23 protein-coding genes, 1 rRNA gene and 2 other annotated features are annotated in these 20,720 nt (G+C 35.2%); all 24 genes read right to left on the bottom strand.

Features of this window, described 5'->3' with window-relative positions:
- Nucleotides 1–141 precede the first annotated feature (141 nt).
- The 24 genes from BN1242_RS00125 to rrf all read right to left on the bottom strand — a co-directional run bounded on the left by BN1242_RS00125 (nucleotide 142) and on the right by rrf (nucleotide 20,566).
- Nucleotides 142–741: a class I SAM-dependent methyltransferase gene (locus BN1242_RS00125; protein ID WP_062349791.1), complete on the bottom strand. Its 600-nt coding sequence runs from the start codon at nucleotides 739–741 to the stop codon at nucleotides 142–144.
- A 219-nt stretch (nucleotides 742–960) separates the two neighbouring features.
- Complete coding sequence (gene rplL / locus BN1242_RS00120) at nucleotides 961–1,323, bottom strand: 50S ribosomal protein L7/L12 (protein WP_062349789.1); 363 nt, start codon at nucleotides 1,321–1,323, stop codon at nucleotides 961–963.
- A gap of 109 nt (nucleotides 1,324–1,432) precedes the next feature.
- Complete coding sequence (rplJ, locus tag BN1242_RS00115; protein ID WP_062349788.1) at nucleotides 1,433–1,933, bottom strand: 50S ribosomal protein L10; 501 nt, start codon at nucleotides 1,931–1,933, stop codon at nucleotides 1,433–1,435.
- 44 nt (nucleotides 1,934–1,977) lie between these two features.
- Nucleotides 1,978–2,115, bottom strand: a sequence feature (ribosomal protein L10 leader region).
- Nucleotides 2,116–2,172: 57 nt separating this feature from the next.
- The gene (gene rplA / locus BN1242_RS00110; RefSeq protein ID WP_062349786.1) at nucleotides 2,173–2,862 is read right to left on the bottom strand and encodes a 50S ribosomal protein L1; all 690 of its coding nucleotides are present in this window, start codon (nucleotides 2,860–2,862) and stop codon (nucleotides 2,173–2,175) included.
- Between the two features lie 130 nt (nucleotides 2,863–2,992).
- Nucleotides 2,993–3,418 (bottom strand): 50S ribosomal protein L11, encoded by a 426-nt coding sequence (gene rplK / locus BN1242_RS00105; protein ID WP_062349784.1) that lies wholly within the window; start codon nucleotides 3,416–3,418, stop codon nucleotides 2,993–2,995.
- 175 nt (nucleotides 3,419–3,593) lie between these two features.
- Entirely contained in the window at nucleotides 3,594–4,127 is a 534-nt protein-coding gene (gene nusG / locus BN1242_RS00100) for a transcription termination/antitermination protein NusG (protein ID WP_062349782.1), read from the bottom strand.
- A 134-nt stretch (nucleotides 4,128–4,261) separates the two neighbouring features.
- Nucleotides 4,262–4,441: a preprotein translocase subunit SecE gene (gene secE / locus BN1242_RS00095; protein WP_062349780.1), complete on the bottom strand. Its 180-nt coding sequence runs from the start codon at nucleotides 4,439–4,441 to the stop codon at nucleotides 4,262–4,264.
- A gap of 110 nt (nucleotides 4,442–4,551) precedes the next feature.
- Nucleotides 4,552–4,695, bottom strand: coding sequence for a 50S ribosomal protein L33 (rpmG, locus tag BN1242_RS00090; protein WP_062349778.1), 144 nt, complete (start codon nucleotides 4,693–4,695; stop codon nucleotides 4,552–4,554).
- Between the two features lie 133 nt (nucleotides 4,696–4,828).
- Nucleotides 4,829–5,479 carry an RNA polymerase sporulation sigma factor SigH gene (gene sigH / locus BN1242_RS00085; protein WP_087941711.1) on the bottom strand — a complete coding sequence of 217 codons (651 nt, stop codon included), beginning with the start codon at nucleotides 5,477–5,479 and terminating at the stop codon, nucleotides 4,829–4,831.
- A gap of 72 nt (nucleotides 5,480–5,551) precedes the next feature.
- Nucleotides 5,552–6,058 carry an NYN domain-containing protein gene (locus tag BN1242_RS00080; protein ID WP_062349776.1) on the bottom strand — a complete coding sequence of 169 codons (507 nt, stop codon included), beginning with the start codon at nucleotides 6,056–6,058 and terminating at the stop codon, nucleotides 5,552–5,554.
- Between the two features lies 1 nt (nucleotide 6,059).
- Nucleotides 6,060–6,803, bottom strand: coding sequence for a 23S rRNA (guanosine(2251)-2'-O)-methyltransferase RlmB (rlmB, locus tag BN1242_RS00075; protein WP_062349774.1), 744 nt, complete (start codon nucleotides 6,801–6,803; stop codon nucleotides 6,060–6,062).
- A gap of 1 nt (nucleotide 6,804) precedes the next feature.
- Nucleotides 6,805–7,227, bottom strand: a complete 423-nt coding sequence (locus BN1242_RS00070; RefSeq protein ID WP_062349772.1) for a Mini-ribonuclease 3 — start codon at nucleotides 7,225–7,227, stop codon at nucleotides 6,805–6,807.
- Nucleotides 7,228–7,230: 3 nt separating this feature from the next.
- Entirely contained in the window at nucleotides 7,231–8,631 is a 1,401-nt protein-coding gene (gene cysS, locus BN1242_RS00065) for a cysteine--tRNA ligase (protein ID WP_062349770.1), read from the bottom strand.
- Nucleotides 8,618–9,295, bottom strand: a complete 678-nt coding sequence (cysE, locus tag BN1242_RS00060) for a serine O-acetyltransferase (protein WP_072136152.1) — start codon at nucleotides 9,293–9,295, stop codon at nucleotides 8,618–8,620. Before cysE ends, cysS begins: the two co-directional genes overlap by 14 nt.
- Nucleotides 9,296–9,349: 54 nt before the next feature.
- Nucleotides 9,350–9,594 (bottom strand) — a binding site (T-box leader).
- Nucleotides 9,595–9,665: 71 nt separating this feature from the next.
- Nucleotides 9,666–11,120: a glutamate--tRNA ligase gene (gltX, locus tag BN1242_RS00055; RefSeq protein ID WP_062349762.1), complete on the bottom strand. Its 1,455-nt coding sequence runs from the start codon at nucleotides 11,118–11,120 to the stop codon at nucleotides 9,666–9,668.
- A gap of 215 nt (nucleotides 11,121–11,335) precedes the next feature.
- Entirely contained in the window at nucleotides 11,336–11,809 is a 474-nt protein-coding gene (gene ispF / locus BN1242_RS00050; RefSeq protein WP_062349760.1) for a 2-C-methyl-D-erythritol 2,4-cyclodiphosphate synthase, read from the bottom strand.
- A gap of 32 nt (nucleotides 11,810–11,841) precedes the next feature.
- Nucleotides 11,842–12,537 carry a 2-C-methyl-D-erythritol 4-phosphate cytidylyltransferase gene (gene ispD, locus BN1242_RS00045; protein ID WP_062349758.1) on the bottom strand — a complete coding sequence of 232 codons (696 nt, stop codon included), beginning with the start codon at nucleotides 12,535–12,537 and terminating at the stop codon, nucleotides 11,842–11,844.
- Nucleotides 12,538–12,674: 137 nt separating this feature from the next.
- A complete protein-coding gene (locus BN1242_RS00040; protein WP_062349756.1) occupies nucleotides 12,675–13,760 on the bottom strand; it encodes a PIN/TRAM domain-containing protein in 1,086 nt (361 codons plus the stop codon).
- Between the two features lie 113 nt (nucleotides 13,761–13,873).
- Nucleotides 13,874–15,259 (bottom strand): DNA repair protein RadA, encoded by a 1,386-nt coding sequence (radA, locus tag BN1242_RS00035; protein ID WP_062349754.1) that lies wholly within the window; start codon nucleotides 15,257–15,259, stop codon nucleotides 13,874–13,876.
- 377 nt (nucleotides 15,260–15,636) lie between these two features.
- Entirely contained in the window at nucleotides 15,637–18,066 is a 2,430-nt protein-coding gene (gene clpC, locus BN1242_RS00030; RefSeq protein ID WP_062349752.1) for an ATP-dependent protease ATP-binding subunit ClpC, read from the bottom strand.
- A 14-nt stretch (nucleotides 18,067–18,080) separates the two neighbouring features.
- Nucleotides 18,081–19,151, bottom strand: a complete 1,071-nt coding sequence (locus BN1242_RS00025; RefSeq protein ID WP_062349750.1) for a protein-arginine kinase McsB — start codon at nucleotides 19,149–19,151, stop codon at nucleotides 18,081–18,083.
- The gene (locus BN1242_RS00020) at nucleotides 19,152–19,685 is read right to left on the bottom strand and encodes a protein-arginine kinase activator protein McsA (RefSeq protein WP_062349747.1); all 534 of its coding nucleotides are present in this window, start codon (nucleotides 19,683–19,685) and stop codon (nucleotides 19,152–19,154) included.
- Between the two features lie 34 nt (nucleotides 19,686–19,719).
- The gene (locus BN1242_RS00015; RefSeq protein ID WP_062349745.1) at nucleotides 19,720–20,181 is read right to left on the bottom strand and encodes a CtsR family transcriptional regulator; all 462 of its coding nucleotides are present in this window, start codon (nucleotides 20,179–20,181) and stop codon (nucleotides 19,720–19,722) included.
- A 269-nt stretch (nucleotides 20,182–20,450) separates the two neighbouring features.
- Nucleotides 20,451–20,566, bottom strand: a 5S ribosomal RNA gene (rrf, locus tag BN1242_RS00010).
- Nucleotides 20,567–20,720: the final 154 nt, after the last annotated feature.

Raw genomic sequence — 20,720 nt, 5'->3', positions numbered from 1 at the left:
ACTTATACATAATTCTTCCATTATTTATAGTATTATCCCCAAAACTTAGAAAGATAATACATAATTAACAAAAAATACAGTGAATAGTTCAATACATGTTGGCATTAAACTATATTAACACAACCAAATATTTAAGTCAAACTATTTTTTTGACCTAAATATATAATATCCTTTATTTTTATCAACTGTTTCTACTACAGTGAAAAGTTCTTCTAACTTCACTTTTGTTGAAGGAGCACCTTGCTTTTTTTGAATAACAACCCATAATTCGCCTCCTTCTAATAAATGGGAAAAACTTTTTTCCAATATATCAAAAACGACTTTCTTCCCAGCTCTAATTGGCGGGTTTGTCAATATTGCCGCGAAGTTTGTTTCGGTCACATTTGCAAACGAGTTGCTTTCGTAAATAGTAACGTTTGTTATCCTATTATTAGTAGCATTCTTTTCTGCCAAAAAAATAGCCCGTTCATTAACGTCTACCATATGTATAAATCGATTTGGAAATGATTTTGCTATCGATAACCCTATTGGACCGTAGCCACATCCTACATCTAAAAAGGGTCCTGCTATTTCTGGTTCGGAAAATGTTTCGATTAAAAACCTAGAGCCGAAGTCCACTTCGTTTTTGGAAAAAACACCATGGTCTGTTGTGAATTTAAAAGTCATACCTCTTAAACTATAGTTCCAAGTTTGGGGATTACTTGCTGTGGTTACTTTTTGTGAGTAGTAATGTTCCGTCAAATATTACACCTCCGAAAAAAATCATTCAAACAATTCAACGGTAACTAATGGTGCAATAATAATTATAGAATATTATCTTATCTTATGTAATTTTGATAGTATTTCTAATTCAGTTGATCGTAAAGCAGAAAACTTCCAATCGGTTTCCAACCACTTTTTAAAAAAAGCCCGCTATATAAGCGAGCTTTTAATTTAAGATAGTTAAATAATGATAATTTATTATTTAACTTCTACACCAGCGCCAACTTCTTCAAGTTTAGCTTTAATTTCTTCTGCTTCTTCTTTAGAAGCTCCTTCTTTAACTGGTTTTGGAGTGTTGTCAACAAGTTCTTTTGCTTCTTTAAGACCAAGACCTGTAATTTCACGAACAACTTTAATAACTTTGATTTTTTGTGCTCCAGCATTTGTTAGAACAACATCAAATTCTGTTTGTTCTTCTGCAGCTTCTGCAGCAGCTCCACCAACAACAGCTACTGGTGCAGCAGCAGTTACACCAAATTCTTCTTCAATTGCTTTAACTAATTCATTTAATTCTAAAACTGTCATATTTTTAACAGCTTCAATGATTTGTTCTTTAGTCATTATTTTTTCCTCCTAATTATTTGTAAAGTTTTGTCGCGAAGACAGTTGAATTATTCATTATATAAAATGACGTTTCCCTGTAATTATCCTGTTCGTCTAATAAGTGTGATTAAGCACTTTGTTCTTCTTTTTGATCTGCAACAGCTTTAGCTGCAAGAGCAAAGTTACGAATTGGAGCTTGAAGAACACTAAGCAACATAGAAAGAAGTCCTTCTCTGGAAGGTAGCTCAGCTAATGCTTTAATTTCTTCAACAGAGGCAACGTTACCTTCAATTACACCTGCTTTAATTTCTAAAGCTTCATGTTTTTTTGCAAAATCATTTAAAATTTTCGCTGGTGCCACTACATCTTCAGAACTGAATGCAATAGCATTTGGGCCAGTTAAAACATCTGTGATTCCAGATAATTCAGCTGCTTCCACTGCTCTTCTTGTTAATGAGTTTTTATAAACTTTAAATTCAATTCCAGCTTCACGTAGTTGTTTCCGAAGTTCTGTCACTTCAGCTACGTTTAATCCACGGTAGTCCACAACAACTGTAGAGACACTGCCTTTGAATTTTTCAGCAATCTCTTCGACCATTTGTTTCTTTTGTTCAATAGCGCTACTCATTTTCGCACCTCCTATTTCCAAGCATATTTACACCTATACCGATCATAACCATAATAAAACCTCCTTGTTAAAGTAGACAAGGAGGTACATAGTTAATGTTAAAAGTTATCTATGCTCGATTACCTCGGTAGGAAATTAAGCTTCGTCGCACCTACTGTCTACGGTATAAATGTTTTTTATTTAATTAACAGACTAAATCATATCAAATTGATCTCTAGTTTGTCAAATGGTAATTTTTATTAAATAGTAGTTGGATCTACTTTAACACCAGGACCCATTGTTGAGCTAACAGCAACATTTTTCACGTAAGTTCCTTTAGCTGCTGCAGGTTTTGCTTTTAATAGTGTATCATAAATAGTAGCAAAGTTTTCGAAAAGTTTATCTGTATCGAAAGACACTTTACCGATTGGAACATGGATAATTCCAGCTTTATCTACACGATATTCTACTTTACCTGCTTTAATTTCTTTAACAGCACGATCTACATCAAATGTTACCGTACCAGTCTTAGGGTTTGGCATTAAACCTTTAGGCCCTAATACACGACCTAGTTTACCAACTTCACCCATCATGTCAGGTGTTGCAACAATTACATCAAAATCGAACCAACCTTGTTGGATTTTATTGATGTAGTCAGAATCACCTACATAATCTGCTCCAGCTGCTTCAGCTTCTTTTGCTTTTTCACCTTTTGCAAATACTAAAACACGTTGAACTTTACCTGTACCATTTGGAAGTACGACAGCTCCACGAATGTTTTGATCCGCTTTTTTAGGATCAACGCCTAAACGAAATGCAGCTTCCACAGTTGCGTCAAATTTCACAAAACTAGTTTTCTTGGCGAGTTCAATTGCTTCTTTTGCATCATAAGCTTTTGAACGGTCGATTAGTTTTGTTGCTTCAACATATTTTTTTCCTCTTTTAGCCATTATTATCCTCCTCATTTGTGGTTTTAACGGTTGGGACCTCCCACGAATAAAGGTTGTGATATGATGAGCGAAAGTACTATTTGTACTAGATCCGCTACAACCACAACCTCCTTCACCCTACATACAACAATTAATCTTCAATAACGATACCCATACTGCGCGCTGTTCCTTCAACCATCGCCATTGCTGCCTCTACACTTGCAGCATTAAGGTCTGGCATTTTAGTCTCAGCAATCTCGCGTACTTTATCACGCTTAACTGTTGCTACTTTATTACGATTTGGTTCACCAGAACCAGATTCAATACCGGCTGCTTTTTTAAGTAATACTGCAGCTGGTGGTGTTTTCGTAATAAAAGTAAAGGAACGGTCTTCAAAAACCGTAATTTCTACTGGTATAATTAACCCAGCTTGATCAGCTGTGCGTGCGTTAAATTCTTTACAGAATCCCATAATATTTACACCGGCTTGACCTAATGCAGGTCCTACTGGTGGTGCAGGGTTCGCTTTACCTGCTGGAATTTGTAGTTTTACGACTTTAATAACTTTTTTTGCCACGAGACACACCTCCTTAAGTCCGTGATGTGGTTAATATGGAGTTGAACAACTCCTCCCACTCGATTCAACATATATCTTAAAGAAAAATATACACAATGTCTAGTCCCATTTAATGGTGACATACTGACCTAAAAATATTATCAAATTTCACTTGAAAATTCAAGTTTTTTTGTATCTATATTTTTTCAATTTGAGCAAGATCAAGTTCTACCGGTGTTTCCCGGCCAAACATATTAACAAGTACCTTAACTTTTGCCTTATCTTTATCAAATTCCTCTACCGAACCAGTAAAGTTTGCAAATGGACCTTCTTTAACCTTGACAGCCTCGCCAAGTTGGATATCAATTTCAATGTGTTTTTCTTCAATACCCATTCTTTTGAGGACTTTACTAACTTCTTCTGGCAATAGTGGCGTGGGCTTTGATCCAGATCCTGCAGAACCTACAAATCCAGTAACTCCTGGTGTATTTCTAACTACGTACCATGAATCGTCTGTCATAATTAGTTCGACAAGCACATACCCAGGAAATACCTTCTTCTTCAAAACTTTTTTCTTACCATTTTTTATATCGGTTTCCTCTTCTTCAGGCACAATAACACGAAAAATTTTATCTTGCATTCCCATTGATTCTACTCTTTTTTCTAAATTAGTCTTTACTTTATTTTCATATCCTGAATACGTATGGACAACATACCAATTTTTTTCCATTAAAGGGGACTAATGTCCTTCCCTCCTTAGCTTAGATTAAAAAAATAACCTAATTAAAAAACCCGTTAAACGGGTTTGTAAAATTAGTATAATTTATTATCATTATAGCAAATGATATTACTGTTATACACTTTTTAAGGAATTAATTCAATAAGTTGAGTGATACCTAAATCAACTAAAGTAAAGAAAATGATAAAAAAGACTACTGTGGACACAACTGTAATAGTATATTTTGTTAACTCTTTTCGCCGCGGCCAACTTACTTTTCTCATCTCTAATCCAACGTTATGAAAAAACTTTACGATACTTTGCATAGTAAACCTCCAAACTGTTTGAAAAATTTTGTTACGACTTAGCACTATTTATTAAATGAGTACATTACTTCTATATTTGAAAGGAAACGGTATCAATATTCTTAACAAGGTTACTCTTGTCGATGTGTCGTATGTGTTTGACACTTCGGACAATATTTATTTAATTGCAACCTTTCAGCTGCTTCCTTCTTTTGCGCTGTTTTATAGTTTCTACTGCCACATTGTGAACATGCCATAACGATGGATTTGGACATCGTATCAACACCTTATTATTAAATATTAATCATTTTTTGTCTATTTTTGTTTATCTATCATCAAAGGTACATGTATTTTGCTATTATGTCAATTGTTCTTTTTTGGCAAAGCGTATGATTAGCTGAAAAATAGTTAGTTTTTTGTTGTTTCTCGCGATTCTAAATATCTTTCAAGCTTTCTTTTTACTCTTTGTAACGCATTATCTATAGACTTGACATGGCGATTTAATTCTTCCGATATTTCTTGGTACGATTGACCATCAAGGTATAAGGTGAGTACCTTCCGCTCTAAATCGCTTAACAGTTCATACATTTTTACTTCTATATTATCAAACTCTTCTTGGTTAATAATCAGTTCTTCGGGATCTAGTAGTTTCGGTCCAGAAATCATATCCATCAGTGTTCGATCGGATTCTTCATCATACACAGGCTTGTCCAATGAGACATAAGAATTAAGTGGAATATGTTTTTGACGAGTAGCAGTTTTAATAGCAGTAATTATTTGCCTAGTAATACATAACTCTGCGAATGCTTTGAAAGAAGTTAATTTGTCATCTTTAAAATCTCTTACCGCTTTAAATAACCCGATCATTCCCTCTTGAACAATATCTTCTCGATCAGCACCAATTAAAAAATAAGAACGCGCTTTTGCACGTACAAATTGTCTATACTTATGAATTAAGTAGTCTAGGGCTCCACTTTCACCTTTATGGACTAATTCAACAATTTGTTCATCTGCCATTTCTGAGTATTTTTTTACCCGATTCTTCAGTTCGCTCTCCAAGTAACTCACCCCGACAAACTCAACGTTGTTAAAGCTATTATACAGTAGCATTTTTCGTAGCGTCAATATGGACTACTCGCCTCTGCGCCATTTTTCAAAAAGTTCAGCAACTTCCTTCGGTAATTGAATTTTTGCAGCAGGCCGTTTTTCTTGTATAATTTTTAAATTGGAATTAATTTTCTTTTCAATTGTTTGAATTTCATCATATAATTCTCTTGCTGATTTTCTAAAAGCACCTTGTCCAAAAATCACCCGTTGCTCCGTATAATCTGATGTAGCTACATATATTTTTGTTTTTCTATTTTTTAATTCACTAGCCAGTTTTTCAATTTTTTCATCTGCCGTTTCTTTTTCTTTCGTATAGATGACTTTTATGTTGTATTTCTTATATTTTTGTTCCGTACCTTGTGTATAATATGCATCAAATACAACGATGACTTTTACACCTGTATAACCTTGATAGTCTGCAAGAAGCTCGATTAATCGATCTCTTGCAGCACTTAATTCTTTCTGTTTTAACTCCCTTAACTCTGGCCATGCACCTATGATGTTATATCCATCTACTAATAAAATGTCCATACTACTCTCCAATTGGATTTCGATGTCGATATACTTCATACATTAGGAGAGCGGCAGCAACAGATGCATTAAGAGAAGTAACATGGCCTCTCATAGGTAAGTGAATTAAAAAGTCACATTTTTGTTTATTTAAACGACCTATTCCTTTACCCTCACTTCCAATGACAAGTGCAATGGGAAGTTGTCCATCCATTTTTCGATAATCTATCTTAGCAGATGCATCCGTACCAACTATCCAAATTCCTTTCTCTTTCAATTCGTCCATTGTTCTTGCAATATTTGTTACTTTCACAACTGGTATATGCTCAATAGCACCTGTTGATGCTTTTGCAACAGTAGTCGTTAATCCAACAGAACGACGTTTCGGGATAATAATACCATGAACCCCACATGCATCAGCTGTTCTCATAATAGATCCTAAATTATGTGGGTCTTCCAACTCATCTAGAATAAGAAAAAATGGTGTCTCATTTGCAGACTCAGCCTTTTTAAACAAATCGTCCAGCTCATAATATTTATAAGCAGCAACTTGAGCACATACCCCTTGATGGTTCACTCCATTCGCAAGTTCATCAATTTTTTTTCTCGGCACAAATTGAACAATAATATTTTTTTCTTTTGCACTATTTATGATAGATTGCATCGAACCTTTTTGCGATCCTTCGCTTATCCATATTTTATTGATTTCACGATTTGATTTCATTGCTTCTAATACTGGGTTTTTACCAGCAATAATATCCTCCATTTTAAGCCTCCTCTCCTAATCCTGTTTCTATTATTGAAATAGCTTGAGAAATTATTTCTTCTAATCGAGCAAAATTCATACTTAAATAGTGGTAACCAATTAAAGCTTCAAATGCAGTTCCATAACGATACGTTTGCACATCTGTATTTTTAGGTACTGTGTGGCTTTTGGCATTTCTTCCTCTACGAACAACAGCCGCTTCTTCCTCTGTTAATAAGGCATTATCGAGAAAAGAATGCATTACAAGACTTTGAGCCTTTGCAGAAACGTATTGTATAGATGCCTTTTGTAACAAGTTTGGTTTTACATAACCTTTCATAAGAAGGTGACGCCGGATATACACCTCATAAATAGCATCACCTATATAAGCCAGAGCAAGACTATTTAAATTTTTTGCATCGACTGATTGCTCTAGTAAAAACATTGTCTAACCTCTTTTCCATCTTGTACCTTGTGGAGTATCCTCTAATATAATATTTAAGCTTTTTAAATGTTCGCGTATTTCATCCGCTTTTTGGAAATCACGATTTTTTCTTGCTTCATATCGTTGTTTAATTAGGTCTTCAATCTCTTCATCCAATAATTGTTCTTCTTCTAATTTTAAACCTAAAACATGAAAAGTTTCTTCAAATAATCGCAGGAAATGATTAATTACTTGTTCGGATGTTGTTTTTTCCATTAAGTATATATTTGCTGTCTTTGCTAATTCAAAGAGGACAGATATCCCATTGGCAGTATTAAAATCATCATCCATTTCCTCTATAAATTGATTACGGTATGATTCAACTTGCTCTATCCAGTAACTGTCATCATCCGTTAAATTCGTACTCACATTTAGACGATGTTGTAAATTTTTATAAGCTGTTTTCAATCGTTCCAGACTAGACTTAGCATTTTCTAACAACTCTTCACTATAGTTAATTGGATGTCGGTAGTGAACGGATAGAATGAAAAAACGTAACACTTCAGGATCATGTACTTTTATTATGTCATGGACAAGAACAAAATTTCCTTGTGACTTTGACATTTTTTCATTATTTATATTAATGTACCCATTATGCATCCAATAATTTGCGAATGGTTTTCCTGTTAGGCTTTCTGATTGAGCAATTTCGTTTTCATGATGTGGAAATGCTAAATCTTGGCCCCCAGCATGAATATCAATTGTTTCCCCTAAATATTTTTGCGCCATTGCTGAACATTCAATATGCCAACCAGGGCGGCCATGACCCCAAGGACTTTCCCAATAAATTTCTCCTGGCTTTGCTGCCTTCCATAAAACGAAATCAAGAGGATCTTGTTTTTTCTCACCAACTTCTATCCGTGTGCCGATTCTTAGCTCATCAATAGATTGCTGTGATAATTTACCATATTCTTGAAATTTTCGAGTGCGAAAATATACATCCCCACCAGATTCATAGGCATATCCTTTATTTATTAACCCTTGAATAAACTCAATAATAATGTCAATATGCTCCGTCACTCGTGGATGAACGGTCGCAGTTTTGCATCCTAAAGCGGAAATATCTTCAAAATAGGCTTCAATAAAACGTTCGGCAATCGTAGGAACGTCCGAATCAAGTTGTTTGGCAGCCCTGATTAATTTATCATCAACATCAGTAAAATTAGATACATAATTGACCTCATATCCACGATATTCCAAATAGCGACGAACTGTATCAAATACGACAGGAGGACGGCCATTACCAATATGAATATAGTTATAGACAGTCGGACCACATACATACATTTTCACTTTGCCATTTTCTATTGGCTTAAAAGCTTCTTTTTTCTGTGTTAATGTATTATAAATTTTAATTGTCATCATTTAATCTCCTTTCGCTTTTTAATTCTTCTATTTCCCGCTTCAGTTCATTAATTTGTGCTTGCAAAGATTTACAAAGATCGGATACCGGGTCAGGTAGATCTGTATGGTTCAAGTCTCGTCTAACTTTCACACCATTTTGGACAACTACTCTCCCTGGAATACCTACGACAGTGGAATTCGGTGGAACATCCTTTAACACGACCGACCCAGCCCCAATTTTAGAATTCTCTCCTACAACAATGGAGCCGAGTACTTTTGCCCCAGTAGCAACGAGAACATTATCCTTTATTGTTGGGTGCCGCTTCCCTTTTTCTTTTCCTGTTCCACCTAGTGTGACTCCTTGAAAGATTGTTACATTGTCACCGATTTCACATGTTTCTCCAATTACTACACCCATACCGTGGTCAATAAAAAAGCGCCTGCCAATTTTTGCCCCTGGATGAATTTCAATACCTGTAAAAAATCGGTTTATTTGGGATATTACTCTTGCAATGAAGTAAAATTTCCGTTTATAAAACCAATGGGCAACACGATGACTCCAGATCGCATGAAGGCCTGAATATGTCAAGATCACTTCTATATAGTTTCTTGCAGCAGGATCCTGTTCAAAGACAACTTCAATATCCTCTTTCATCCGCTTAAACATTTCCTCACCCTCTTCAATGAATTGAAAAGAAACTTTCTCATTTTACCTAAAAAAAACATCTCTGTCATATTTGACAGAGACGTTTTCACGCGGTTCCACTCTGTTTGAGAGCCAAAAATAAGATTCATTTTTGACCTCCAACTCTAATAAAAAGATAACGGATTCTACCGCTGTATGTACTTGACAGAAATAGTCTGTCTTTCCATACGAGACTCAGAGGTGCATTTCAAAAACGATTGGCTTTAGATTACTTTCAGCCTCAGGTAATCCTCTCTATCAAAGCGTCATTTTTTACTTATCCTCGTCATTGCTTTATCGATATGAATTTGTTAAGAAATTATATCATAAAAATGGCTTTTTTCTAGTATATTAGCTCGATTAAAATTTGTTAACGTAAAATATTTTTAATTCGTTCTATTACCTTTTCCTTACCAAGTAATTCAATTGTATTTGGTAATTCTGGACCATGAGTTTCAGAGCTAACTGCAACTCGGATTGGCATAAACAGTTTTTTACCTTTATGACCTGTTGCCTTTTGTACTGACTTAATCGCTGCCTTTATTTCCGTTGCTTCAAACTTCTCTAATTTTTCAAGTTCTGTTAAAAAGGCACTTAAAACTTCAGGAACTTGTTCTTCTGCTAATATTACTTTTGCTTCTTCATCATAAATAATTTCATCTTTAAAGAACAATTCGGATAACTGGACAATTTCAGCACCGTAACTCATTTGATCGTGGTAAAGAGAGACTAATTTCTTAGCAAACTGTAATTCCTGATCTGAAGGATTTTCAGATAACTTTCCAGCTCGGATTAAATGTGGTAGCACTAATGTTAGTACTTTGTCTAAATCCGTTTTTTTCATATATTGATTATTTGTCCAAGCTAGTTTTTTCTGATCAAATAAGGCAGGTGATTTAGATAATCTAGACGCGTCAAAAATTTCAATGAATTGCTCTTTGCTAAAAATTTCTTCCTCCCCTGCTGGTGACCAGCCTAGTAGGGCGATAAAGTTAAATAATGCTTCAGGCAAATAACCAAGTTCCTCATACTGTTCAATATATTGAATGATGGATTCATCTCGCTTACTTAACTTCTTTCGATTTTCATTAACAATTAATGTCATATGTCCAAAAACAGGGGCATCCCAATCAAACGCTTCATAAATCATTAATTGTTTCGGTGTATTAGAGATATGATCATCGCCACGTAACACGTGAGAAATTTTCATTAAGTGATCATCAATAGCAACAGCGAAGTTATATGTTGCCATTCCGTCTTTTTTGACGATAACGAAATCACCAATTCCGTCTGATTCAAAAGATACTTCGCCTTTCACCATATCGTCGAACTTATACACTTTTTCAGCTGGTACTTTAAAACGAATACTTGGTTGTCTTCCTTCACTTTCTAATTTTGCTTGTTCTTCTTTCGTTAAGTGCCGGCACTTCCCGGAATAACGGGGCATCTGTCCTTGCGCTATTTGTTTCTCCCTTTCTGCTGCTAACTCTTCTTCCGTACAATAACATTTATAAGCTAAATCACGATCTAATAAATCTTCATAATGCTTTTGATAAATATCCAATCGCTCTGATTGACGGTACGGACCGTATTGGCCACCTACATCAATACTTTCATCCCAATCCATACCTAGCCATTTTAAATATTTTAATTGACTTTCTTCTCCACCAGCGATATTTCGTTTTTGATCCGTATCCTCTATGCGAATGATAAATTTACCACCTTGGCTCCGAGCAAACAAATAATTAAATAACGCAGTTCTTGCATTACCTATATGTAAATGTCCTGTTGGACTAGGAGCGTATCTTACACGAATGTCTGACATCTTTGAAAAACCTCCACATTAAATAAAATTTATCCTTCTATTTATATTAAATCAAAATTCATGATTTTACTAATTGAATTTGAAGAGATTCTATAATTTTTTTACTCTGTTATGTTGATTTTCGTAATAGTTTGGACATCTTCGCCTAAATCAATAATGTCAAAAAGCATTACTGTTCATTAACATAGTTTTTTTTACTAAAAACATGGAGATTATTATTTCTCTAATAAAACAACAGCCATAGCAGCTATTCCTTCCCCACGTCCTGGAAATCCGAGTTTTTCTGTTGTTGTTGCTTTTATATTTATATTTTCCAGCTCGGTTTCTAGGATTTTGGCGATTACTTGTTTCATATCTTCTATATACGGCAACATTTTCGGTTTTTCTGCGATGATGGTACAGTCTAAGTTTCCTAATTGAAAACCTTTTTGTTTAATTAATTGCCAAACATTTGTTAATAACTCTTTTGAATCAGCATCCTTATACTTCGAATCAGTATCTGGAAAATGTTTGCCGATATCCCCTAATCCAAGTGCACCGAGGATTGCATCAGCAACTGTATGTAAAAGTACATCTGCATCCGAATGACCGATTAATCCTTTTTCATAAGGAATTTCTATCCCCCCTATAATAAGCGGCCTTCCTTCCACTAGCTGATGAACATCAAATCCTTGTCCAATTCTAATCATCGTTCTCCTCCTTAATAGATCAAAATAACTTATTATGTTTGTTTTTCCATCTTTGCTAAAATAGCCTCAGCAAAAAGCAAATCTTCTGGAGTCGTTATTTTTATATTATAGTAGGTACCGTTCACTACTTTTACTCTTCTGCCAATATTTTCTAGTAAACTTGCATCATCTGTACCTATAAATTGTTTTTTTAATGCATCTTCATGTGCTAATTTAATGTCCGCTAATCGGAAAGCTTGTGGTGTTTGTACAGACCAAAGCAACGATCGCTCGATTGTACTTTCCACATACTCATTTTTTGCTCTTTTTATCGTATCCTTTACAGGGGTTGCTAAGATTGCCCCGCCTACTTTATTGGCCTCTAATACTAATTCATGAATAGAGCTTTGCTGGAGAAACGGTCTTGCTCCATCATGGATTAATACGATACTATCATCATTATCATTAATAGCCTTTAAACCTGCATAGACACTATTTTGGCGCTCTTGTCCACCAGGAATAAATGCTTGCACTTTTCTAATTTGATAATGATCCACTAACTGCTCGATAGACTGCTGATCATGTTGATTCACTACTAAAATGATCCCTTCACACCATGGATCATCTTCAAAAACTTTTAAGGTATGAATTATTATCGGGATATTATTAAGGGGAATGAACAATTTATTCATTTTTGCTCCCATTCGTTTCCCCGAACCAGCAGCAGGGATAACTACTTTATATTTCATCAAATATTACTCCATTTCTTTATTAACTATTAAAATTATGCCATATTAAATGCAAAATTTCATTGTTTTTACTAATGTGACGTAAAAAAGGAGACCACCTTCTTTATTGCTGGTGTTCCCCTTTACTAGTTATAACACTATAACGCTTTTTCTAATAATTTTGGTTTTGCAAAAATCATCCGCCCTGCTGAAGTTTGCAGCACACTTGTGACTAACACATTTATCGTTTTACCAATATAATTTCTTCCTTCTTCCACAACGATCATTGTTCCATCATCTAAATAGGCAATTCCTTGGTTATGTTCCTTACCATCTTTTATTACTTGAACAATTAGATCTTCCCCAGGCAATACAACTGGCTTCACTGCATTTGCTAAATCATTAATATTTAATACTTGAACTTTTTGTAATTCACATACTTTATTTAAGTTATAATCATTAGTTACGACTATGCCGTTCGTTAATTTAGCAAGTTTGACTAATTTACTGTCAACTTCTTGAATGTCTTCAAAATCCCCTTCATAAATTTCCACTTTGATCGAAAGTTCCTTTTGAATACGGTTTAAAATATCTAAGCCTCTTCGGCCGCGATTTCTTTTTAAAACATCTGAGGAATCAGCAATATGTTGTAACTCTTCCAAAACAAATTGCGGGATTACAATCGTACCCTCTAAAAATCCCGTTTGGCAAATATCAGCAATTCTCCCATCAATAATTACACTTGTGTCCAATAATTTTAAATGAGAACCAACTTTTTTAGAATCGTCATCCGCTATTTTCTTTTTGCTATATCTACCGACAAATATATTACTTAACTCGTCGCGTTTTTTAAAACCAACTTGAAACCCTAAATAACCAAACAGCAAAGTTAATACAACAGGTGCAACTTCATTAATAATTGGTAAATGAATATTATTTAATGCAAAGCCAATTAAAAATGCAACAGTTAAACCAATAACTAACCCTAATGTCCCAAATAGTAAATCTGGAAATGGAGCTTTAATTAATGATTCTTCCAACCATTTAATAATTTGAACGATGTATCTCACTGCCCAGAAAGTAATAAGATAAAAAATAATTGCGCCTATAATTGCTGATGTATATGGATTATTAATAAAAGCTAAATGCTCGACACTTAATACTCCGTATAAAAAGGGCATTAAAAAAATTCCTAGTGTTCCACCCATTAGAACAAAGCAAAATTGTACTATTCTCGTTAGCATTACATCACCTCCTCTTTTTCATTATAAACAATTAATCCCTTTTGAAACGTACATTTACAGATTTATTTTTAATTTGTTATTAAAATGAAACAATTTTTATAATAGCAGTTCACTTAGCGACTATTAAATGAAATGGAAAGTGCCTCCCCGATAGTTGTAACACCAACAAGTTCGACATTTTCTGGAGGGTTCCACCCACCTAAATTATTTTTTGGGATAACGATACGACGGAAACCTAACTTCGCTGCTTCCTGAACCCTTTGTTCAATACGTGACACTCGACGTATTTCCCCAGTTAAACCCACTTCACCAATAAAACAGTCTGTAGGTCTTGTTGGGGTATCACGAAAACTAGAGGCAATACTAATGGCAACAGCTAAGTCTATAGCAGGTTCATCTAATTTAACGCCTCCAGCAGCTTTTAAATAAGCATCTTGGTTTTGCAATAACAACCCTACTCGTTTTTCTAATACAGCCATTAGTAAAGAAACTCGATTATGATCAATTCCCGTAGCCATTCTGCGCGGATTACCAAATGTTGTGGGAGATATTAACGCTTGAATTTCCACTAAAATGGGTCGTGTTCCTTCCATCGAGGCAACAACGGTAGATCCTGAGGAACCTTTGGAACGTTCTTCCAAAAATATTTCTGAAGGATTGGCGACTTCTTCTAACCCGAACTCTTTCATCTCAAAAATACCGATTTCATTAGTGGAACCAAATCTATTTTTTACTGCTCTTAAAATTCTATACGTATGATGTCGTTCTCCTTCAAAATATAAAACAGTGTCTACCATATGTTCAAGTAACCTTGGTCCTGCAATTGCTCCTTCTTTTGTCACATGTCCAACAATGAAAATAGCAATTCCTTTTGTTTTCGCTATCCTCATCATTTCACTTGTACATTCCCGCACTTGTGAAACAGAACCAGGTGCACTCGTGATATCTGAATGATAGACCGTTTGAATCGAATCAATAATAGCAAAATCAGGATTCAATTCGCTTATCGTTTGTTCAATCAACTGTAAATTAGTTTCTGCATAGACAAACAAGTTTTCTGATGTAACACCAAGCCTTTCCGCTCTCAGTTTTGTTTGTTTCACAGACTCTTCCCCTGAAATATACAATACTTTATTACCTTGACGAGCTAATTGACTGGAAACTTGCAATAATAGCGTCGATTTTCCTATTCCAGGATCGCCTCCAATTAAGACTAATGATCCATTTACGATTCCACCACCGAGTACTCGGTTCAACTCTTTAGATTCTGTGAGTACACGCGGTTCTTGTTCCACATCTATATTTGTAATTGGTATAGCTTTAGATTCATTCCCTAATAATTTATCTGTATGATTGAAAACAGTTCGACGATTGCCCTTTACCTGTTCGATTTCTTCAGTAAATGTATTCCAGTCATTACAACCTGGACAACGTCCTAACCATTTCGGAGTCTCATACCCACAATTTTGGCAAATAAACTTTGTTTTTATTTTTGCCATTACTCTCCCACTTTCTTTTATTCGTTATAATATACGGTTATATATGGATAGGCCTTCTTTTTCGTTTTTACTACATAGAAAAGCTAAAACTGATGAGAACCTCTATAATAGAATGACTAGCCCCGCTCTTTTCACTTATTATCCCTCCAAAGTTACGAAGCACTTAGATAACAATTACCTTTGAGCTGGATGTACTGCTAGCCTTAGATAAGGAGGGTTTTGGTAGTGAAGCCTCTTAAGTAAATTAATTTATAGCTTTGACTGACCTCCACCCTCAGATAACATCACTCTTTATAGTTTGTATTTTAAAGTGAGCAAAATAGTTTTTTACAACTATCATTGATGTTCAATTCCATGAACACCTTTTCACCAGTTTATTATGAAAAGACAGATGACTTTACTTTAAATTCTCCATTTTCCACATCTATTGTTACCTTTTGACCTAGTTTGATTGTGCCTCTTAGTAATTCCTCAGATAGTAAGTCCTCAATATGTTTTTGAATGGCACGGCGAAGTGGTCTTGCTCCATAATCTGGATCATAACCAAGTTCGGCAATTTTCTCTTGGGCAGCTTCGGTTATAGTTAATTCAATATCTTGCTCTTTTAAGCGATTAACTAATGTACCTGATAATAAGGTTACAATATTTTGAAGATGTTTCCGCTCTAGTGCATGGAAAACAATAATTTCATCAATCCGATTTAAAAACTCTGGTCGGAAAGCTCGTTTTAATTCCTCCATCACTTTTCCTTTCATGTCTTTATAATCTTGTTTTCCATCCTCTAAACTAAAGCCGACATATTTGTTTCTTCTTAATGATTCTGCCCCAACATTGGAAGTCATTATTAATATTGTATTTCTAAAATCAACTGTTCTACCCTTGGAATCTGTTAAACGACCATCTTCTAAAACTTGTAATAAAATATTAAACACATCTGGATGTGCTTTTTCTATTTCATCCAATAAAACAACAGAGTACGGTTTTCTCCTCACTTTTTCTGTCAGCTGGCCACCTTCATCATATCCGACATATCCTGGAGGTGAACCAACGAGACGAGAAGTTGAGTGTTTCTCCATATACTCTGACATGTCAATTCGGATCATTGCTTCTTCGTCACCAAACATCGCTTCTGCCAAAGCACGAGCTAATTCCGTTTTACCAACACCTGTAGGTCCTAAAAAGATGAAAGAACCAATTGGACGCTTTGGATCTTTTAACCCTGCTCTTGCCCTTCTAACCGCCTTCGAAATTGCATTAACGGCTTCTTCCTGGCCAATTACACGGGAATGGAGAATTTCTTCCAATTTCAATAATTTTTCCGTTTCTGTCTCGGCAAGCTTCGATACAGGAACTCCAGTCCAACTAGAAACAACAAGAGCAATATCTTCTATTGTAACTTCACTATTTTCTTTTCCTTGTTTTTCTTTCCAAGACTTTTTAGTTTCTTCCAGTTCTTCACGGAGCCTTTGCTCTGAATCTCTAAGAGATGCTGCTTTTTCAAACTCCTGACTTTGCACAGCCGCATCTTTTTCCTTACGAATTTCTTCTAGTCTTTGTTCTAATTCCTTTAAATTTGGAGGAGTAGTAAAGCTGCGTAGTCGCACTTTTGAACCAGCTTCATCAATTAAGTCTATAGCCTTATCCGGCAAAAAGCGGTCGGTAATATAACGATCCGATAACTTAACAGCTGCCTCAATTGCCTCATCTGATATTGCTACCCGGTGGTGTGCTTCATAACGGTCACGCAACCCTTTTAATATTTCCATAGATTCTTCAACCGTTGGCTCATTTACCATAATAGGCTGGAAACGTCGTTCTAAGGCAGCATCCTTTTCTATATATTTCCGATATTCATCTAAGGTCGTAGCCCCGATACATTGAAGTTCACCTCTCGCTAAGGACGGTTTTAGAATGTTAGAGGCGTCAATCGCACCTTCAGCACCACCCGCACCAATTAACGTATGGAGTTCATCAATAAAGAGGATAATATTTCCTGCCTGACGAATTTCATCCATAACTTTTTTTAACCGATCTTCAAATTCTCCACGGTATTTTGTACCTGCTACAACGGTACCCATATCAAGTGTCATTACTCGTTTATTACGTAAAATTTCTGGGACTTCATTATTTACTATTTGCTGTGCCAATCCTTCAGCAATAGCCGTTTTACCTACTCCCGGCTCACCAATTAACACAGGGTTATTTTTCGTTCTCCGACTTAATACTTCAATAACCCTTTGAATTTCTTTAGAACGGCCAATGACAGGGTCCAAGCTACCATCTCTAGCTACTTGTGTTAAATCTCTTGCTAAACTATCTAATGTCGGTGTATTGACATTAGAAGTTGATCCTGAGCCATGACTATTAGTTTCATTACTCCCTAACAATTGGAGAACTTGTTGCCTAGCTTTATTTAAGCTCACCCCTAAGTTATTTAGCACCCTTGCTGCGACACCTTCTCCTTCACGGATTAAACCTAATAAAATATGTTCCGTGCCCACATATGAGTGACCTAATTTTCGAGCCTCATCCATAGATAATTCAATTACTTTTTTTGCTCTTGGAGTATATTGAGGTGCTTGAGTAAGTTCATGGCCTTGACCTATTAAATCTTCCACTTCTTGTTGAATTTTTTCGGGTGTTAAGCCAATTGCAAACAACGCTTTTGCAGCAATACCTTCACCTTCTCTAACTAACCCTAACAAAATATGCTCTGTTCCAACATTTACATGTTTTAATCGAATTGCCTCTTCTTGCGCAAGTGCCAATACTTTTTGCGCTCTCTCTGTAAAACGTCCAAATAGCATTATATCAATACCCCCTAGTTCAAGTTTTCAAGTTTTAATCGTTCACGTATTAAAGCGGCTCTTCTTATATCACGCTCAAATGGTTTTAACGGTCCACCCGCATATTGTTGTAAAAACCCAGGTTGGGTAAGAATCATCAACTCATTCAAAATAGTTTTCGAGATGTTTTTTATATATCCCAAATCTATACCCAGCCGAACATCTGATAAACATCGAGCAGCTTCATTCGATTCAATGATGCGGCTATATTTCAAAATACCTAATGATCGGTAAATCTTATCTTCGAGCTGAATCCCTGAATTTTTCACTATCGCTTCTCTTGCCGATAGTTCTCTTTCGATAATTTGCTCTATAATACTTGTTAAATCGGCAATTATATCCTGTTCTGATTTCCCTAACGTCATTTGATTAGATATTTGAAATATATTCCCTAATGCTTCACTTCCCTCACCATAAATACCTCTTACTACAAATCCAAGTTGATTAATCGCTGCAATTAATTGATTCATCTGTTGGGTAATAACTAACCCAGGTAAGTGGGCCATAACGGAAGCACGAAGCCCTGTACCTACATTTGTTGGACAACTTGTTAAATAGCCAAAATTTCCATCGAAAGCATAGTTTAAATACTTTTCAAATTGATCATCTATATTAAATGCTAACTCCAATGTTTCTTTTAGTTGTTTTCCTGGGAGAATACATTGTATTCGAAGGTGGTCTTCTTCATTCACCATAATACTAACTTCTTCATTTTGCGATAAGATACAAGCACCATAAGTTGATTCTTCCGCTAAATTCGGGCTTATTAAATGCTTCTCAACAAGTACCCGTTTTTCAATTGGTTTTAAATTTTCCATCTCTAATAATTCTAAGTTGCTAATCCCTGATGTATGAATATTTGGCAAGACAGTTTTAATTTTATTGAGAACTGCTTGTGCTTCAGCTTGAGAATAAAGAGTGGAAAATAAATAGTCTTTTAAATTTCTTGCTAGTCTTATTCTTGATGTTAGGACAATGTCAGATTGCGGACCTTCCCCTCTCATCCAAGAACTAACTGATTGATTCAAAAAATGTTCTAAAGACATTTATTCTCCCCCTTCCTTTAGTTTATTCTCAAGTGAACGAATTTCATCACGTACTTGTGCTGCTTTTTCAAATTCTTCTGCTTCAACTAGCTTTTGCATTGTTGTTTTTAATGTTTCAATTTTTTTCCTAGTCTGAAATACTCCTCCTGCTCGTTCTGGTATTTTTCCATTATGAACGGCATTGCCACTGTGCAGTCTTTTAACGATAGGTGTTAATTGTTCTTTAAAAGAAGAATAACATCCGGAACAACCAAATCGTCCAACTTTTAAAAAGTTAGTAAATGTCATTCCACAAGTATGGCACTGTAACATTCCTAAATTTTCATCTTGGCTAGATTTTTTTAAAAATGGATTACTATTAAACAGACCAGCTAATAAATTGTTTATGGAAAAAGAAGGTGAGTGGTTAAATGTAAATAATTCTCCTTGTTCCTGTGCACATTGTTCACACAAATTTATCTCTGTCTTTTCACCGTTTATTATTTTTGTGAAGTGAAAAGTAGCTGGCCGCTTTTGACATTGTTCGCAATTCATCAATTAATCACCTCTCCATTTGCCATATAATTATTTATTCATATTTCAATGTTAGCAACATCGCTTTTAACAATCTTGCCCTTAAATGATCCCTATGAGGCAGCCCAATTTCAAGTATTGCTCGATCAATTGCACTACTCATTACCCTTGCTATTTTCTGGTTAATAACTTCTTCTTCTAATAAGCGATTAATTATATCAACAGCAAATGCTTGGGAGATGTGGTTTCCAATAATATTTATTAGATGATCAATGAGGTGTGATTCTTTATGGTGTTTTACTTTTATTATTCTAATATAACCACCACCGCCCCGTTTGCTTTCAACAATATACCCTCTTTCAATAGTAAACCTTGTGTTTATTACATAATTTATTTGTGACGGAACACATTGAAACATATTCGCAATCTCATTACGCTTTATCTCAACAATTTCATCTTCGCTCATTTCTAAAACCCTTTTTAAATATTCTTCAATAATATCAGAAATATTTCTCATTTCTTCCTCCCCCTGTTTCAGACATAGTTGTATTATTAAAATAACCTAATATTTGACTTTGACTATCTTTGACTTTAATTAATTATATAATTTTTTTCATTTAATCGCAAATAATACTTTATAAATTTCATACTTTACATCCCTTCATTATTTTTCCCTAATAGGAAATTTCTAAACTATATGAAGTTATTTAGGAGTTTCAATATACCATGTAATAACCAAAAGGAATAAAAAAAGAACAGCCATTTCTGACTGTTCTTTTATAGTGTGCTTGGCAGCGGCCTACTCTCACAAAGGCAAAGCCTTCACTACCATCGGCGCTGAGAAGCTTAACTTCCGTGTTCGGGATGGGTACGGGTGTGACCTTCTCGCCATTACTGCCAAACAATATTCAGTTGAGAATGAATTAAGAAAATCATTCTCTCAAAACTAGATCATGTAAGGAAAACTCGAGTAAATATATGATTAAGTCCTCGAACGATTAGTATCCGTCAGCTCCACACGTCACCGTGCGTCCACCTCGGACCTATCAACCTTGT

Source organism: Bacillus kwashiorkori, from assembly GCF_001375515.1.
GTDB classification, from domain to species: Bacteria; Bacillota; Bacilli; order Bacillales; family Caldibacillaceae; genus Bacillus_BK; species Bacillus_BK kwashiorkori.
This window is presented reverse-complemented; position numbering and strand designations above follow the sequence as displayed.

Bases quoted from the DNA above. Each gene is read 5' to 3' on its own strand.
- rplL (WP_062349789.1), bottom strand. From the start codon at position 1,323: ATGACTAAAGAACAAATCATTGAAGCTGTTAAAAATATGACAGTTTTA.
- nusG (WP_062349782.1), bottom strand. From the start codon at position 4,127: ATGGAAAAAAATTGGTATGTTGTCCATACGTATTCAGGATATGAAAAT.
- ispD (WP_062349758.1), bottom strand. From the start codon at position 12,537: ATGAAATATAAAGTAGTTATCCCTGCTGCTGGTTCGGGGAAACGAATG.
- cysS (WP_062349770.1), bottom strand. From the start codon at position 8,631: ATGATGACAATTAAAATTTATAATACATTAACACAGAAAAAAGAAGCT.
- BN1242_RS00020 (WP_062349747.1), bottom strand. From the start codon at position 19,685: ATGAATTGCGAACAATGTCAAAAGCGGCCAGCTACTTTTCACTTCACA.
- BN1242_RS00080 (WP_062349776.1), bottom strand. From the start codon at position 6,058: ATGGACATTTTATTAGTAGATGGATATAACATCATAGGTGCATGGCCA.
- gltX (WP_062349762.1), bottom strand. From the start codon at position 11,120: ATGTCAGACATTCGTGTAAGATACGCTCCTAGTCCAACAGGACATTTA.
- secE (WP_062349780.1), bottom strand. From the start codon at position 4,441: ATGCAAAGTATCGTAAAGTTTTTTCATAACGTTGGATTAGAGATGAGA.
- clpC (WP_062349752.1), bottom strand. From the start codon at position 18,066: ATGCTATTTGGACGTTTTACAGAGAGAGCGCAAAAAGTATTGGCACTT.
- rplA (WP_062349786.1), bottom strand. From the start codon at position 2,862: ATGGCTAAAAGAGGAAAAAAATATGTTGAAGCAACAAAACTAATCGAC.
- BN1242_RS00040 (WP_062349756.1), bottom strand. From the start codon at position 13,760: ATGCTAACGAGAATAGTACAATTTTGCTTTGTTCTAATGGGTGGAACA.
- radA (WP_062349754.1), bottom strand. From the start codon at position 15,259: ATGGCAAAAATAAAAACAAAGTTTATTTGCCAAAATTGTGGGTATGAG.
- BN1242_RS00025 (WP_062349750.1), bottom strand. From the start codon at position 19,151: ATGTCTTTAGAACATTTTTTGAATCAATCAGTTAGTTCTTGGATGAGA.
- rpmG (WP_062349778.1), bottom strand. From the start codon at position 4,695: ATGTCCAAATCCATCGTTATGGCATGTTCACAATGTGGCAGTAGAAAC.
- rlmB (WP_062349774.1), bottom strand. From the start codon at position 6,803: ATGGAGGATATTATTGCTGGTAAAAACCCAGTATTAGAAGCAATGAAA.
- ispF (WP_062349760.1), bottom strand. From the start codon at position 11,809: ATGATTAGAATTGGACAAGGATTTGATGTTCATCAGCTAGTGGAAGGA.
- rplJ (WP_062349788.1), bottom strand. From the start codon at position 1,933: ATGAGTAGCGCTATTGAACAAAAGAAACAAATGGTCGAAGAGATTGCT.
- BN1242_RS00070 (WP_062349772.1), bottom strand. From the start codon at position 7,227: ATGTTTTTACTAGAGCAATCAGTCGATGCAAAAAATTTAAATAGTCTT.
- BN1242_RS00015 (WP_062349745.1), bottom strand. From the start codon at position 20,181: ATGAGAAATATTTCTGATATTATTGAAGAATATTTAAAAAGGGTTTTA.